This is a genomic window from Alphaproteobacteria bacterium PA2 (genome assembly GCA_002256425.1).
In the GTDB taxonomy this organism is placed as follows: Bacteria; Pseudomonadota; Alphaproteobacteria; order Caulobacterales; family Caulobacteraceae; genus Phenylobacterium.
Genome location: NKIZ01000001.1, coordinates 1885447 through 1899999 on the forward strand (window position 1 = coordinate 1885447; position 14553 = coordinate 1899999).

Here is a 14553-nt window from a genome sequence, read left to right on the forward strand (position 1 = left end):
GGCTTCAGCCGGGCCAGCAGGGTGCGCGAGGCGGAAATGGTCAGGCGTCCACCAGGAAGGAAAGCTGTCTCTCCGCAGCTTCGTTGCGGCCTTCAGCCACCTCCCGATCCAGCAGGCGGGTTGGATAGTCGCCGGTGAAATAGTGGTCGGTGAACTGCGGATTGGCCGGATCCCGCGGCGCCACATTCATGGCCGCATAGAGCCCGTCCACCGACAGGAAGCCCATGGAATCCACTTCAAGGATTCTGGCGATTTCTTCTACGGAATGGTTCGCCGCCAGCAGCTTGTCGCGGTCTGGCATGTCAATGCCATAGAAGTCCGGCCATTTGATCGGCGGGGAAGCCGACCGCAGATGCACTTCAGCTGCACCAGCCTCACGAACCATGCGCACTACCCGCACGGAGTTCGTGCCCCGAACTATGGAATCGTCGATCAGCATGACCCGCTTGCCTGCCAGGACCGAGCGATTGGGTGACAGCTTCATTCGAACACCCATTTCCCGGGCGCCCTGGGTCGGCTGGATGAAGGTCCGGCCAACATAGTGGTTTCGGATGATGCCCATTTCGAAGGGCACGCCGGTCTCCTGGGCATAGCCAAGCGCTGCTGGCACACCTGAGTCCGGCACCGGGACGATCACATCCACATCCACATGGCTTTCCTGGGCCAGGCGGCGTCCCATGTTCTTGCGCACGTCATAGACCGAACGGCCGTTCACAACGCTGTCGGGGCGCGCGAAGTAGACATATTCAAAGATGCAGGGCCTGGCCTGGGCAGCGGGGAAGGGGCGAAGGGATTCAATCCCGTCCTGGTCGATGACGATCATCTCGCCATGCTCCACGTCGCGGACAAAGCGCGCGCCGATCATGTCCAGGGCGCAGGTTTCGGAGGCCAGAACGGCCCTGCCGTCAAGATCGCCCAGCACCAGGGGGCGGATGCCCAGGGGGTCGCGAACGCCGATAAGCTTCTTGTTTGTAATGGCCACCAGGGCATAGCCGCCTTCGATCCTGCTCAGGGCGTCGATGAACCGGTCGACAATGCGGGCCCGGCGGGACCTGGCGATCAGATGGAGGATGACCTCGGAGTCCGAGGTCGACTGGAAGATTGCGCCTTCGCCGACCAATTGCTGGCGCAGGGTCAGGAAGTTCGTGAGGTTGCCATTGTGGGCTATGGCTATGCCGCCAGAGTCCAGGTCTGCGAACATGGGCTGGACATTGCGGATGAAGCTGCCGCCGGCGGTGGAATAGCGTGTGTGGCCGATGGCCGATTGTCCGGGCAAACGATCCATGAGGTCGCTGCCCGCAAAGGCGTCGCCCACATACCCCATATGGCGTTCAGTGTGAAAACCCTGGCCGTCAAAGCTGGCTATGCCGCAGGCCTCCTGTCCGCGATGCTGCAGGGCATGGAGGCCGAGGGCCGTAACCGCCGCCGCGTCCGCGACATCGAAGACGCCGAAGACGCCGCACTCCAGCCGGGGGGCGTCATCATCCGGATCCCGGGGAGACCATCGGTCCGGAGGGGTCTTCATCGGGCTTTCTCCACCAGATCGTCGATTCCGCCACGCGCGCCGGCGTCATACCCCGAGCTGTCGCCAGAGTCACGTTGCGGGTTCACAGAACCGTCAAGAACAGCGCGTGTCAGGGCAGGGGTCAGCTGGTCGGCGGCATCCATGCCCTTCGGGGCAAAGGCCTTGAGCAGGGCGCCCGCCGTTTCCGTAAGCGGATAGAGCTTTGACTCGGCCAGCCAGGCTGGTCTCAGACTGCTGGGCGTGGCGGCATTGAACGCCAGATTGCAAGCGCCCAGGAAGATGAAGGCGCGCAGCAGACCAAACCCCAGGCCAACTGTACGATCCAGGGCGCCAAGAACCGGAACCCCGCGGATACCCTGGCTGATCCCGGCGCCCAGGAGGCGCAAGCCGGCGAAAACCAGGATGAAGGTCACCACAAGAGCGAGAACCGTCCCGACCCACTCCGGGTGCACCAGATTCTGGGCGAATGGCCCGGTAAAGCGAAGTCCGTAAACTGCAGCAATAGCCGCAACCATGAAGGAGACCGCCGAGATCATTTCCCGCACAGCGCCCTGATAGAGGCCGATGCCCCCCGAAATGACCAGGATAGCCAGAACTATGATATCGAATGTCGGCATGTCGCCTAGGTCCAGTCGCCTCCGCCGATGCGCGCGATGGCGTCCGCCAATCGCTTTACGCCCGACATTTTCAGAGGACCACCATCTAGGTCGGAAGGCCCTAGCGCTTGCTTAAAGCCCAGCTTGGCGGCCTCTTTGAGGCGGGAATCCATACGGCTGACCCCCCTGATGTCGCCAGAAAGGCTGATCTCGCCAAAGACCACGCAGTCCTGGGGCAAGGCGATGTCGAGGGCCGAGGACGCCAGGGCGGCGGCCGCGGCGAGATCGGCCGCGGGCTCATTGATCCGGAGGCCTCCGGCGACATTCAGATAGACATCGCGATTGCCCAGGCTGACCCCGCACCGGGCTTCCAGCACAGCCAGCACCATGGCGAGACGCCCGGAGTCCCAGCCGACAACGGCCCGACGAGGGGTGCCATAGGCGGATGGCGCAACCAGAGCCTGGAATTCCACAAGGACTGGTCGGCTTCCTTCGATCCCGGCGAATACAGCCGCTCCTGCGGCCCGCTCTCCCGAAGTATCGAGGAACAGGGCGGAGGGATTTCGCACTTCGTTGAGCCCGGAATCGCCCATTTCAAAAACGCCGATCTCGTCGGTGGCGCCAAAGCGGTTCTTAACTCCGCGCAGAACCCGGAAGGGGTATCCCCGCTCACCTTCGAAGGCCAGGACGGCATCGACCATGTGCTCGATGACCCTGGGGCCCGCAATGGTCCCTTCCTTGGTGACATGTCCTACCAGAATGACGGCCACGCCCTGTTTCTTGGCCAGTCTGACCAGTTCTCCAGCGGCGGCGCGAACCTGGGTCACGGAACCCGGCGCGGCCTCGTGGGCGTCGCTCCACATGGTCTGGATGGAGTCGATCACGACCAGATCAAAGCGGTCTCGCTTCAGGCCATCCAGGATTTCCCGCAGGCTGGTCTCGGCCGCCAGCCTTACAGGGGCGTCGGCCAGACCCATACGCTGGGCCCGCCCCCTGATCTGCTCAACCGCCTCTTCGCCGGAGATATAGGCGCAGGAGGCGCCGCGACGGGAGGCGGATCCCACGACCTGCAGGAGAAGGGTCGACTTTCCGACGCCGGGATCACCACCGACGAGAATGGCTGAGCCCGGCACAACGCCGCCGCCGCAGACACGGTCGAACTCATCAATGCCTGTGGCGATGCGGGGCGGGGCAGGGGTTTCAGATTCAAGACCCTGAAAGACCAGCCCCCTCGTCTTGGTGGCCTTGGTTGGCGCAAGGGCGCCGGGCGGACGCGCCTGCACTTCCTCTACAAGGGTATTCCAGCTGCCGCAGGCAGGGCATTGGCCCGCCCATTTGGACTGGGCGGCGCCACAGGACTGACAGACATAAACGGCGCCGTCGCGGGCCATGAAAACTCCTGAGTCGGGTCACGGCCCGAGGCGCTTCCTTCTGCCATGAATTGCCGATCCACGCCCAAGTCGATTTCGTCGCGACGGGACTAAATCTCGCCGACGATGTGACGCTCGGCCCGGGCGCTGAGCCGGACCAGCCACTCATGTGCAACGGTGTCGGACGCCGCCGCCAGAAGATCAATGTGGGCGTTTGGGCCCATGAGTTCGACCCACTCACCGGGGCGGGCCGGGGCGTCGCCTATGTCGATTGAAATGAGGTCCATGGTGACGGCCACGACCGGACGCAGGGCGCCCTTGAACCAGGCCATGCCTCTGCCCATCGCCTTGCGGATATAGCCGTCTGCATACCCGACGCCGACAATGGCCAGGCGGGTGGGGCGGTCAAGGACAATGGCCTCGCCATAGCCAACGGTTTCCCCGGCAGCGACCTGCCGGATGTCACAGATTGGCGCTTCAAGGGTTGCGACCGCCCTCAGCCGTGGATCGGGGCGTTCTTCAGGACCTCCGCCGAACAGGCTGATCCCGGGCCGCACCAGGTCGAAGCGATAGTCGGCTCCCAGGAAGATGCCCGCAGACGCCGAGAAGCTGGCGGGCACGTCGGGGAAAAGGGCGCGGAGCGGCCTGAAGCGCTCAAGCTGACGCTCTGACCTTGAGGCCTCCGGTATCGTGGCCGACCCCAGGTGGCTCATGAACAGCTGGAGATCAAAGGCTGAGAGTGCATCAGACTGCCCCGCCAGCGCTGTGATCTGTTCCGGCATCAGGCCCTGCCGGTTCATGCCGGTATCGACCTGAAGAGCCACGGGCGGCCGGTTCCCGAGGGAGGCTGCCCACTCAGACCCGGTGCGAACCTGCTCGAGGCTGTTGAGAACCGGAGTGAGACTAAACTCCAGAAGTGTCTGTCCCGCGCCGTCCGCATATCCGTCGAGAACATAGATGACTGCCGGGCGGCTGGGCCCGAGCGCCTTTCTCAGGGCCACCCCTTCCGAAAGCCGGGCGACAAAGAACCGACGGGCGCCTTCACGCCAAAGCCTGGCCGCCACAAGGCCTGCGCCAAGGCCATACCCGTCCGCCTTGACGACGGGCGCCGCTTCGACGCCCCCCGCTACCTGGCAAAGCACGGCGTAGTTCGCCGCCAGGGCGTCAAGGTCTATGGTCAGACGGGCGGCGGTCGGAGTCATTGCGATCCCCTTAGCGCGGAGAATGCCTGGGGGCTAGCGGACGTCGTAGCGGCGGGCGTCGCGGGCGAGATTTCCGAACTTGGTGATCTCTTCGTTGAAGGCCAGTTTCACATTGCCGATGGGGCCGTGGCGCTGCTTGCCGATGATGACGTCAGCCTGCCCCGCCACCTGATCCATCTGTTCCTGCCAGGTGAGATGTTCCTGTGTTCCTTCCCGGGGCTCCATCCGGCTGAGGTAGTAGCTCTCGCGATAGATGAACATGACCATGTCGGCGTCCTGTTCGATTGAGCCGGACTCCCGCAGGTCGGAAAGCTGGGGTTTCTTGTCCTCCCGGTTTTCCACCTGACGGGACAGCTGGGACAGGGCGATGACCGGAACCGCAAGTTCCTTGGCCAGGGCCTTGAGACTCTGGGTGATCATCGAGACCTCCTGAACCCGGTTGTCGGAACGGCCATCGCCCCCGGTCACCAGCTGGAGATAGTCCACGAAGATCACGTCCAGGCCATGTTGACGCTTCAGGCGCCTTGCCCTGGCGGCGAGTTTGGCCATGGAAAGTCCGCCGGTGGCGTCGATGTAGAGCGGCGCCTCCTGGATCTCGAGGGCGGCGTCGCGAATTCGGCCGAATTCCACGGCATCGATCTCACCCTTCCGGAGGCGGTCGCCCGAGACGCCGGAGACTTCCGCCAGCAGACGCATGGCCAGCTGTTCTGCGGACATTTCCAGTGAGAAGAAGGCCACAACCCCGCCGGCAACGCGCTTCTTCGTGCCGTCCGGCTGTGGCTCCCAGGCATAGTGCTTGGCGATGTCGAAGGCGATGTTACAGGCCAGTGAAGTCTTGCCCATGGAGGGACGGGCCGCGAGGATCACCAGGTCAGAGGGGTGCAGGCCGCCGATCTTCTGGTCCAGGTCCATCAGGCCGGTAGATATGCCCGCAAGGCCGCCATCGCGGCTGTGGGCCTCGGCCGCCATGGCGACGGCGCCGTGCAGGGCGTCCGCGAATGGAATGAAGCCCTGATTGGCGGTCCCGGTCTCTGCCAGGGCGTAAAGCTGGGCCTCTGCGGATTCGATCTGGTCTCGGGCCGACTTTTCCGGATCCGGCGCTGCGGCCGAAACACTGATGTCACCGCCGATCCGGATCAGGTCGCGGCGGATGGCCAGTTCATAGATGGCGCGGGCATAGTCGGAAGCATTGGCGGCCGGAGGGGCCCTATCAACGAGGTCGGCCAGATAGCGCACCCCACCCAGTTCGTCGAAGGCCGGGTCGCGGCTGAACTGTTCAGCCAGCAGGATGGGCTCGGCCAGCTGTCCCTTGCGGATATGGGTTTCAATGGTCGCGTAGAGGCGCTGGTGAAAGGGTTCGTAGAAGTGGCGGCCCTGAAGATAGTCGCCGATGCGCTCGAACGCGGCATTGTCATAGAGAATGGTGCCCAGCAGGGCTTGCTCAGCCTCGACATTGGCCGGAGCGTGAGGGATCGCCGTATCATTGTGGGCGGGAACTAGATCGAGAGCCGGGACGATTGCCATGGGCTGACGATAGACGAACAAGCTGCCTCTGGCAGTGCGTCAAAGTGGGCGCGGAACGGTTTCCAACAGGATTTCAGCCAGCCTGTGGAGAACCCTGGCCAGGTCGCCCGGATAAGGGTGGCGCGGACCCCTGAGGAGTCCGCGCCGCCAGATGTCTTACCAGTTGTAGGTCAGACGAGCGTAGTAGTAACGGCCGTTGAAGCCGAAGGGCGAGAAGCCCGGGAAGCCGTTCGGGCCATTGGTGTTGACGTTGGTCGGAGTCGGGTTCGGATACTCGTCCAGGGCATTGTTGACACCCAGGGCGATGCCAAGACCGATCGGGGTCTTGTAGCGGCCTTCCAGGTCCAGAACGCTGTGGGTCCCGACCTGATAGTCCAGGGCCGAGGTTGCGTTGTTCGGCACCAGGACGTCGCCATAGCGCGCGACCTTTGCCGTGGCGCCCCAGTCATTGAGGCTCCAGTCGACGCTGGCCACGAACTTGTCAGTGGGGGTGCCCTTTTCGAAGGTCAGACGGTTGGCGCGATCAAATAGGATCGGCGGCACCGGCAGGCCGGAGAGGACCGAGGTGGTCGGAACCTTGGTGACCTTGGTCTCGTTGAAGTTGGCGGCGCCAGTCAGGTCAAAGCGACCCATGGTGTCCGTGGTCCAATGATAGCGCGCGACAATGTCGACGCCCTTGGTTTCCGTATTCACGCCATTGATGAAGAAGCGTGCCGCGCCAAGGCCTGCGCCAGAGCCAGGAGGATTGATCAGGTTGAAGATAGCAATGGCCGTGGCCGAACCGGTAGGGGAACCCTGGATGTTCTCCGAGAGCACGATGCGGTTGTCGATCTTGATCTGATAGGCGTCGACCGTCACTTCGAAAGCGCCGTTATGATAGACGCCGCCCAGGGAGTAGTTGGTGGACTCTTCAGGCTCCAGCGGCTTGCCGCCAAGGGCCTTGGCGGTGGCGCTGGTGGCCGGGAAGGTGCCAACTTCCACCGGCGTGCTGACGCCCGCAATGGTGATGAAGTTGGTCGAAGTTGCAGTGAAGTACTGCTGCTGCAGGGCGGGCGCCCTGAAGCCGGTGGCGATGGTGCCGCGCAGGGCGAGGCCTTCAGCGAAGTCATAGCGGGCCGAGACCTTGCCCGTGGTGGTCGAACCAAAATCGGAGAAGTTCTCGTAGCGGACGGCGGCGTCCACACCGAACTCTTCGGTGACCTGGGAGTCGAGTTCCACATAGAGCGCGCTGGAGCTGCGATCCTTGCTGACTTCATTGCTGGGCTTGAAGCCCGGGAAGCCCTGGGCGCCAGCAGCCTTGCCGGCCACGCCGCCAAAGACATAGGAAGCGACATCGCCGCGACCGATTTCGTAGTGTTCCTTACGGTATTCAACGCCGAAGGCCAGGTTGGCGGGCTTGGCGAAACCCAGTTCCAGAGGCTTGGATGCGTCGATCTGGGCGATCGTCTGATCGTACTGCATGATGCCCGCGTCGAACACGGTCGGCGAGGTGGCGCCGATCGAGGCGTTCACGGAGTCACGGACGCCGTAGTGCACCTTGTTATAGCCATAGACGAGGCCGGCATCGACCTTGAAGCCGGCGATTTCGCCCTTGGCGCCGCCCGAAGCCGTCATGTCATCGATGTCGGTCGTGATCAGCGGAAGGAAACCGCCTGGCCAGATCGACGCAACGTTGTTGGCATTATTGGCCAGACGCGGGTTCGCCGCGCTGTCGGTCTTGCGGTTCTGGTAGCCGGCGAAGCCATAGAGGCTCCAGGTGTCATTCAGCGGCAGACCCGCATTGGCGTAGAAGCTCAGATCTTCGGACTGGGGATCACCAAAGCGCGAAGTCACCTTGGAGGGGGTCACGCGGGGATCGAGGTCACCCCGGCTGGTCGGGTTGCGGAAGCGGTATTCGCCGCTGAGGGTCAGGAAGCCGTCAGCGCCGAGGTTGAGGCCCTGCCAACCGGCGACGGTCCAGGTCGGGCCATCGACCTTGTGACGGCCGGCCACATTGCGGGCGGTCTTCACGTCGGTGTCGTAGTTGCCGAAGGTGGTGGAAATGCTGCCGCCTTCACGGGCTTCGCGCAGGTGCATGTTGATGACGCCGGCGATGGCGTCGGAACCGTACTGGGCCGAGGCGCCGTCCCGGAGGACTTCGACGCGGTCAACAGCGACGGTCGGAATGGCGTTCAGGTCGACGGCTGCCGAACCGCGGCCGATGGAACCATTGACATTGACCAGGGCGGAGGCGTGACGACGCAGGCCGTTGATCAGGACCAGGGTCTGGTCAGGCGCCAGGCCGCGCAGGGTTGCAGGGCGGACGCTGTCCGTGCCGTCCGTGATGGACGGACGGGGAAAGTCCAGGGACGGGGCGACGGTCGCCAGGGCGGCGGCCATTTCCGTGGTGCCCTGCCGGGCCAGGGACTCGGTGGAGATCACGTCGACGGGGGCGAGGCTTTCCAGCCGGGTGCGGCCCTCGGCCCGGGTGCCGGTGACGACAAGTTCTTCGACTTCAGCGTTCGGCTTCGCGGCGTCGGCTGCGGCGGCTTGGCCGGCCATGAGAGAGGCGGCCGAAGCGGCCATCAGAAGAAGTGTGCGGTAGGTCATTCTGTAGGGGTTCCCGGTCTGGCCCAGGCGGACGCCCGGACACACAGATAAGGCACTCAAAGTAGTGCGTCCTGGGCGCCCGGGAAATGACATATTTGCAACAGTGCTGATAAACGCGCCAATTGCTGATTAAATCGGGGTCATGTGGCCGAATTTGCGGGCGGTTTTACCGCTTTGGCGCGTGAGAACAAGAAAAGGGCGCGGAATGGACATTCCGCGCCCTCGTCTTCGTCCAGTTATGTCAGAGACGATCAGGCCTCTGAATAGTCGCCTTCATGGCTGCCGGCGCCGCCGGCAAGCATGTCCTGAGCAGCTTCTTCAGCCGCCAGACGGTCTTCTTCGAATTGCGAGTCGATGACGTTTTCGCCGCGCGCCTGGCGCTCAGCTTCGTCCTGGCTGCGTGCAATGTTCAGGGTCACCGTGATGGTGACTTCCGCATGCAGGCGCACCTTCACTTCGTGAAGACCAAGCGTCTTGATCGGCTTGTCCAGAACGACCATCGCCCGTTCAATCTTGCCACCGTCAGCATTGACGGCGTCAGACACGTCACGGCCGGTGACCGATCCGTAGAGCTGGCCGCTTTCGCCAGCCTGACGGATCAGGATGTAGCTGGTGCCGTCGAGCTTTTCGCCCGACTTGCCGGCCTGTTCCTTGGCCTTCAGGTTGCGCGCCTCGATGTCAGCCCGTTGGGCTTCAAACACCTTGAGGTTGGCGGCGTTGGCACGGAGGGCCTTGTGGCGGGGCAGGAGGAAGTTACGGGCATACCCGTCCTTCACGGTCACAACGTCCCCAAGGACGCCACGGCCTTCCACGCGTTCGAGCAGAATGACTTTCATGGTTCTCTGGCCCCTTACTTCACGACGTAGGGCAGCAGGGCCAGGAAGCGCGCGCGCTTGATGGCCTTGGCCAGTTCACGCTGCTTCTTGGCCGAAACGGCGGTGATACGCGACGGCACGATCTTGCCACGCTCGGAGATGTAGCGCTGCAGGAGCTTGACGTCCTTGTAGTCGATCTTCGGTGCATTGGCGCCCGAGAACGGGCAGACCTTGCGGCGACGGAAAAACGGGCGGCGGGCGCCGGCTGCGGCCGGAGCGGCGGAGGTTTCGTCGGTCATTGTGATCCCTCCTAGTACATTTCTTCGCGGCGCGGTTCGCGCTCACGATCACGGTCGCGACGGGCGAGCACCGGGGACAGTTCCAGGTCGAGTTCCTCGACGCGGATGGTCATGTAGCGCAGCACGTCTTCATTGATCGACAGCTGGCGCTCCAGTTCCTTGACGGCCGGCGCCGGAGCGTCCAGGGCCAGAAGGGAATAATGCCCCTTGCGGTTCTTCTTGATGCGATAGGTGAGGTTACGAAGGCCCCAGTATTCGATCTTGGCGACGGAGCCGCCGAGCTCTTCGATGAGAGCCTTGATCGTGTCATTGAGGGCTTCAGCTTGTTGCGGCGAGATATCCTGCCGCGAGATAACAACGTGCTCGTAGAGCGCCATTTTGTCCTTTTCCCTTGTGGGAGGCGGCGCTTACGTCGGCGGGTGACCGGCGTCCGCGATGGATCCTGCACGAGGCGACCGGGAGTTTCCCGACCCTTTGATGTTCCGTGCGCAAGACCGCCTTCCGTAGAAGAGGGCGGCTGATAGGGGAAAACCCGGGGAATGGCAAGGGCTTGGGGATTGCCGGCCATCCGGTTTGCGGGCAGTTTCCAGCCAAGACTCAATCAATGGTGGAAGACATGAAGATTTCTGCGCTGTTTGCGACCTGCATGCTGGCCTTAACCGCCGCAGCAACGTCGACCTGGGCTGCAGATGCGCCCGCCAAGCCGACTGCCCGGCAACTGGAGCTGGCCCATCGGTATATTCAGCTCATCCACATCGACAAATCCTATGGGGACGCCATGCGGGCCCTGGGGCCATCCATGCTTGCGAGCATGCCCAAGGGCGATGGTCGTGATCCAGCGCTTCAGCAGAAGGTCCTGGAGGCCGTCAATGACGCGACCGCCGACCTGATGATTACCATCGTGAAGAAGATGGAACCGGTGATGGCCGAAATCTACACCGAGGAAGAGCTCTCGGATCTGGTGGTCTTCTATGAGAGCAAGACCGGCCGGGCACTGATCGACAAGCAGCCTCTCATGGTCGCGAAGATGGGACCGATGATGCAGGAACTCGTGCCGCAGTTTCAGGCAAGTCTGCGGGAGAAGGTATGCGCCAAGGTTGATTGCAAGGCCCTGGATCGCAAATAGCGGAGGCTGACCGGCGGAGAGGAGGCCCCTCCGCCGGCTTCGCAGACTACTTCTTGGGGTTCTTTGCGCGCCAGGCCTTGAGGCTGCTCATGGTCTGGTTGACGTGGTCGTCTGCGGCGAGGTTGTCGTAGGTTGAAATCACCTTGCCGTCGGGTGCGATCACGTAGGATGTGCGGGCCGACAGAGCCATCGGAACGGACATGCCTGCCATCTTCAGCGTCGAGTCATAGGACTTGGCGATAGCCGCGCCGTTATCGGCGGCGACCGGGAACTTGCCGCCACAATGTTCGGTTTCTGCGGAAAAGGCCGCCAGTTCCTTGGTCTTGCCTGCCGTGACGCCGATCAGGGTTGCGCCCTGGGCCTTGAACTCATCGGCGGCCTCTGAAAACAGGTGGGCCTCAAGATTGCAGCCCTTCGTGTAGGCCGAAGGGAAGAAGTACAGGACCACGGGGCCCTTCTTGCGGGCTTCAGCCAGGCTGAAGGTGAAAGGCTTTCCAGCGAGAAAAGCGGGCGCATTGAAGTCCGGGGCCTTGGCGCCTGGCGCAAGGGCGGCCAGGGCCGATGTTGCTGCTGCAGCGGACAGTGCGAGGGTGGTGAAAAGAGCAGTGCGGTTCATGGGGGGATCTCCTCTTGCAGACACCATACGAACTAGACGACGGTTTGTCTTCGCGGCAAAGCCTGTGATCAGACAAGTTTTTGAGGTGGCGTGATGACGGATCCCGCGGCGGGGCAGGTTCTGGCGGAAATTGACCTGCCCGAACTGCCCAACCACTACCATGGCAAGGTCCGTGACAATTACGATCTGCCTGACGGGCGGCGGATCATCATAGCATCTGACCGGCTGTCGGCGTTTGACCGCATCCTGACTTCGATTCCGTTCAAGGGCCAGGTGCTGACCCAGACGGCGCGATACTGGTTCGAGCAGACGGCCGACATCTGCCCCAATCACGTCCTCAGCTATCCGGATCCGAATGTGGTCGTGGGCCAGCGGCTCAACATTCTCCCGGTGGAGATGGTGGTTCGGGACTACCTTGCGGGGACAACTGGCACATCGATCCTGACCCTCTACAAGCAGGGGAGACGGGAAATGTACGGCCTGACCTTCCCCGATGGCCTTCGCGACAATGAGAGGCTGCCGGAGACGATCCTGACCCCGACCTCCAAGGAGTTCGATGGCGGCCACGATGAGCCCCTGTCACCGCAACAGATCCTCGATCAGGGGCTGGTTTCCGCCCAGCAATGGGAAACCATGTCGACCTACGCCCTGGCCCTGTTCGCCCGCGGCAGGGAGATCGCTGCGCAGCGGGGACTGATCCTGGTGGATACCAAGTATGAGTTCGGTCTCGATCCGCACGGACGGGTCATCCTCGCCGATGAAATCCATACCCCGGATTCAAGCCGCTACTGGTTCGCCGAAAGCTATCCTGAGGCTCTGGCGAACGGGAAACGTCCTCCCAGTTTTGACAAGGATTTTGTCAGGAGCTGGGTCGCAGAGCGCTGCGATCCCTACAAGGACCCCATTCCGGAAATTCCGGCCAAGCTCATTGAGGAAACCTCCAGGGTCTACATTTCGGCCTTTGAAACCCTGACTGGCCTCGACTTTGAGCCCCCACCAGCGGGCGAAGTCGTTCATGATCGCATCCGTCGCAACCTCGCCCAGTTCTTCTGAAGACCGAACCTATGATCCGAGCCCTTGGCCTCGCGGCCCTGCTTTTTGCGAGCTCCGCCAGCGCAGAGAACCTGGTTGTCCACGCTGGAACCCTGATTGACGGGACAGGCGCGGCGCCGCTGAGGAACGTCTCAATCCTGGTTCAGGGCGACCGTATCAAGGCGGTCTCCGATGGCTTTTCCAGTCCGGCCGGCTACCGGGTTGTCGATCTGTCGGGAGCCACCGTGCTGCCCGGCTTCATTGACGCCCACATCCACATCGCCGCCAAATTGCCCAGCACCACCAATGCCACCGAGGACTGGGTGACACACTCCTCCCTGGACCGCGCCTTTGATGGCGCTGTCTATGCCAGGGCGATGCTGCAGCAGGGTTTCACTGCTGCCCGGGACGTGGGTGGATCGGATGACAGTGTCGCCGTGCGGAATGCCATTGACGCCGGAAAGATCCCGGGCCCCCGCCTTTGGGTCTCGCTGGAGGCTCTGGGGCCGACGGCGGGCCACGGCGACCCCCGCAGCGGCCTGGATCCATCCCTTTCCCACCCGGGTTGGGAACAGGGCATTGTTGACACACCTGAACAGGCGCGGATCAGGGTGCGGGAACACAGGCGTCGTGGCGCCGATCTGATCAAGATCATGCCGTCAGGGGGTATTGCCTCCACCGGGGATGATCCCCGCCAGCAGCTCATGACCGACGCCGAGATGCAGACCGCGGTGGAAACCGCGCACAGCCTGGGCATGAAGGTGGCGGCGCATATCTATCCGGCAGGTGCTATCGAAGCCGCCGTGCGGGCAGGGGTCGACTCTGTGGAGCATGGGTCATTTGCAACCGATCAGACCTTCGCGTTGATGAAGGCCAGGGGAACCTATCTGGTGCCGACCCTGACGGTCTTCGATGTCTTCTATCGTGCGGCCAGCGAGCATCCTGAATTGCTGACGCCCGGGACAGCGGAAAAGGAGCTGGCGAATGACCTGTTACCGAAACAGAACATGCCCCGCGCGCTGAAGTCCGGTGTGAAGATCGCCTATGGTACGGATCTGGGGCAGGGGGATCACACCCTTGAATTCAGCCTGCTGACCGAAAGCGGCATGGCGCCCATGGACGCCATCCTCACCGCGACCCGCAATGCGGCCGATCTTCTCGGCGCCTCAGACAGGATTGGCGCTGTCGCGGCGGGCCGCTTCGCCGATCTCGTGGCGGTCAATGGCGACCCGATCAAGGACATCAGCCTGTTGCGACACGTGCAGTTCGTCATGAAGGGCGGCGTGATCTACCGGGCAGACGGCGCGCCGACGGCTATTCCCTAGGCGGGAACCAGCCCCATCTTGGCCTTGTAGGCTTCCCGGGCTGCCTTGAAGTGTTCGAAGGGGAACTTGATCGAGACCCCCTCCAGCGTCGCCGCCAGCATTTCGAGATGAGCCTCCCAGCCGGCGCAGGACCTGGCTATGTCCTCGCTGGCCGGCATGGTCAGGGTCAGGGAGAGCTGGGCCTTGCCGTCATAGGTCGAGACTTCCCAGCGAAGGGGACGAAGGGTGTCGCCGTCGCCGCTCCAGGAGTATTCCAGCAGGCGGCCCGGTGAGTAGGCTGAAACCTGGCTGCGGATGACAATTCCGCTGTCGCCGAAATCAAGATTGACATGGCCGCCCAGGAACATCTGGATCTCGCCTGGGGCAAGCCATTGGGCGAGCAGGTCGGAACGGGTGAGCGCGGCCCATACAGCCTGGGTTGGGTGGTCAAAAGTGCGGGAAAAGATCGCTTCGGCCTCATCGCCGCAGATCGAGATTTCGCCGAGCCTGAACGTCGTCATGACACTCTCCAGCAATGCTTCATGCCAGGGGGAT

14 protein-coding genes are annotated in these 14553 nt (G+C 63.0%); 3 read left to right on the plus strand and 11 right to left on the minus strand.

What is annotated here, in order from left to right; translation table 11 throughout:
- Positions 1 to 40 precede the first annotated feature (40 nt).
- The 9 genes from CFE28_09030 to CFE28_09070 all read right to left on the minus strand — a co-directional run bounded on the left by CFE28_09030 (position 41) and on the right by CFE28_09070 (position 10297).
- On the minus strand, positions 41 to 1525 hold the full coding sequence (locus CFE28_09030; GenBank protein OYU70124.1) for an amidophosphoribosyltransferase: 1485 nt from the start codon (positions 1523 to 1525) through the stop codon (positions 41 to 43).
- On the minus strand, positions 1522 to 2142 hold the full coding sequence (locus CFE28_09035; GenBank protein ID OYU70125.1) for a colicin V production protein: 621 nt from the start codon (positions 2140 to 2142) through the stop codon (positions 1522 to 1524). Before CFE28_09035 ends, CFE28_09030 begins: the two co-directional genes overlap by 4 nt.
- 5 nt (positions 2143 to 2147) lie before the next feature.
- The gene (locus CFE28_09040) at positions 2148 to 3512 is read right to left on the minus strand and encodes a DNA repair protein RadA (protein ID OYU70126.1); all 1365 of its coding nucleotides are present in this window, start codon (positions 3510 to 3512) and stop codon (positions 2148 to 2150) included.
- A gap of 89 nt (positions 3513 to 3601) precedes the next feature.
- A complete protein-coding gene (gene alr, locus CFE28_09045; GenBank protein ID OYU70127.1) occupies positions 3602 to 4693 on the minus strand; it encodes an alanine racemase in 1092 nt (363 codons plus the stop codon).
- Positions 4694 to 4726: 33 nt separating this feature from the next.
- Entirely contained in the window at positions 4727 to 6217 is a 1491-nt protein-coding gene (locus CFE28_09050; GenBank protein OYU71637.1) for a replicative DNA helicase, read from the minus strand.
- A 156-nt stretch (positions 6218 to 6373) separates the two neighbouring features.
- Complete coding sequence (locus CFE28_09055) at positions 6374 to 8806, minus strand: TonB-dependent receptor (protein ID OYU70128.1); 2433 nt, start codon at positions 8804 to 8806, stop codon at positions 6374 to 6376.
- A 251-nt stretch (positions 8807 to 9057) separates the two neighbouring features.
- A complete protein-coding gene (locus tag CFE28_09060) occupies positions 9058 to 9642 on the minus strand; it encodes a 50S ribosomal protein L9 (GenBank protein ID OYU70129.1) in 585 nt (194 codons plus the stop codon).
- Positions 9643 to 9656: 14 nt separating this feature from the next.
- Entirely contained in the window at positions 9657 to 9920 is a 264-nt protein-coding gene (rpsR, locus tag CFE28_09065; GenBank protein OYU70130.1) for a 30S ribosomal protein S18, read from the minus strand.
- Between the two features lie 11 nt (positions 9921 to 9931).
- Entirely contained in the window at positions 9932 to 10297 is a 366-nt protein-coding gene (locus tag CFE28_09070) for a 30S ribosomal protein S6 (GenBank protein OYU70131.1), read from the minus strand.
- Positions 10298 to 10524: 227 nt separating this feature from the next.
- Between CFE28_09070 and CFE28_09075 the strand changes: the two genes are divergently transcribed.
- On the plus strand, positions 10525 to 11046 hold the full coding sequence (locus tag CFE28_09075; GenBank protein ID OYU70132.1) for a hypothetical protein: 522 nt from the start codon (positions 10525 to 10527) through the stop codon (positions 11044 to 11046).
- A gap of 46 nt (positions 11047 to 11092) precedes the next feature.
- Here the strand turns inward: CFE28_09075 and CFE28_09080 are convergent, their stop codons facing one another.
- A complete protein-coding gene (locus CFE28_09080) occupies positions 11093 to 11662 on the minus strand; it encodes a peroxiredoxin (GenBank protein ID OYU70133.1) in 570 nt (189 codons plus the stop codon).
- A gap of 93 nt (positions 11663 to 11755) precedes the next feature.
- Between CFE28_09080 and CFE28_09085 the strand changes: the two genes are divergently transcribed.
- On the plus strand, positions 11756 to 12715 hold the full coding sequence (locus CFE28_09085) for a phosphoribosylaminoimidazolesuccinocarboxamide synthase (protein OYU70134.1): 960 nt from the start codon (positions 11756 to 11758) through the stop codon (positions 12713 to 12715).
- Between the two features lie 11 nt (positions 12716 to 12726).
- The gene (locus tag CFE28_09090; GenBank protein ID OYU70135.1) at positions 12727 to 14019 is read left to right on the plus strand and encodes an amidohydrolase; all 1293 of its coding nucleotides are present in this window, start codon (positions 12727 to 12729) and stop codon (positions 14017 to 14019) included.
- Here the strand turns inward: CFE28_09090 and CFE28_09095 are convergent.
- Complete coding sequence (locus CFE28_09095; GenBank protein ID OYU70136.1) at positions 14016 to 14519, minus strand: polyketide cyclase; 504 nt, start codon at positions 14517 to 14519, stop codon at positions 14016 to 14018. The two genes, CFE28_09090 and CFE28_09095, sit on opposite strands and share 4 nt — an antisense overlap.
- Between the last annotated feature and the right edge of the window lie 34 nt (positions 14520 to 14553).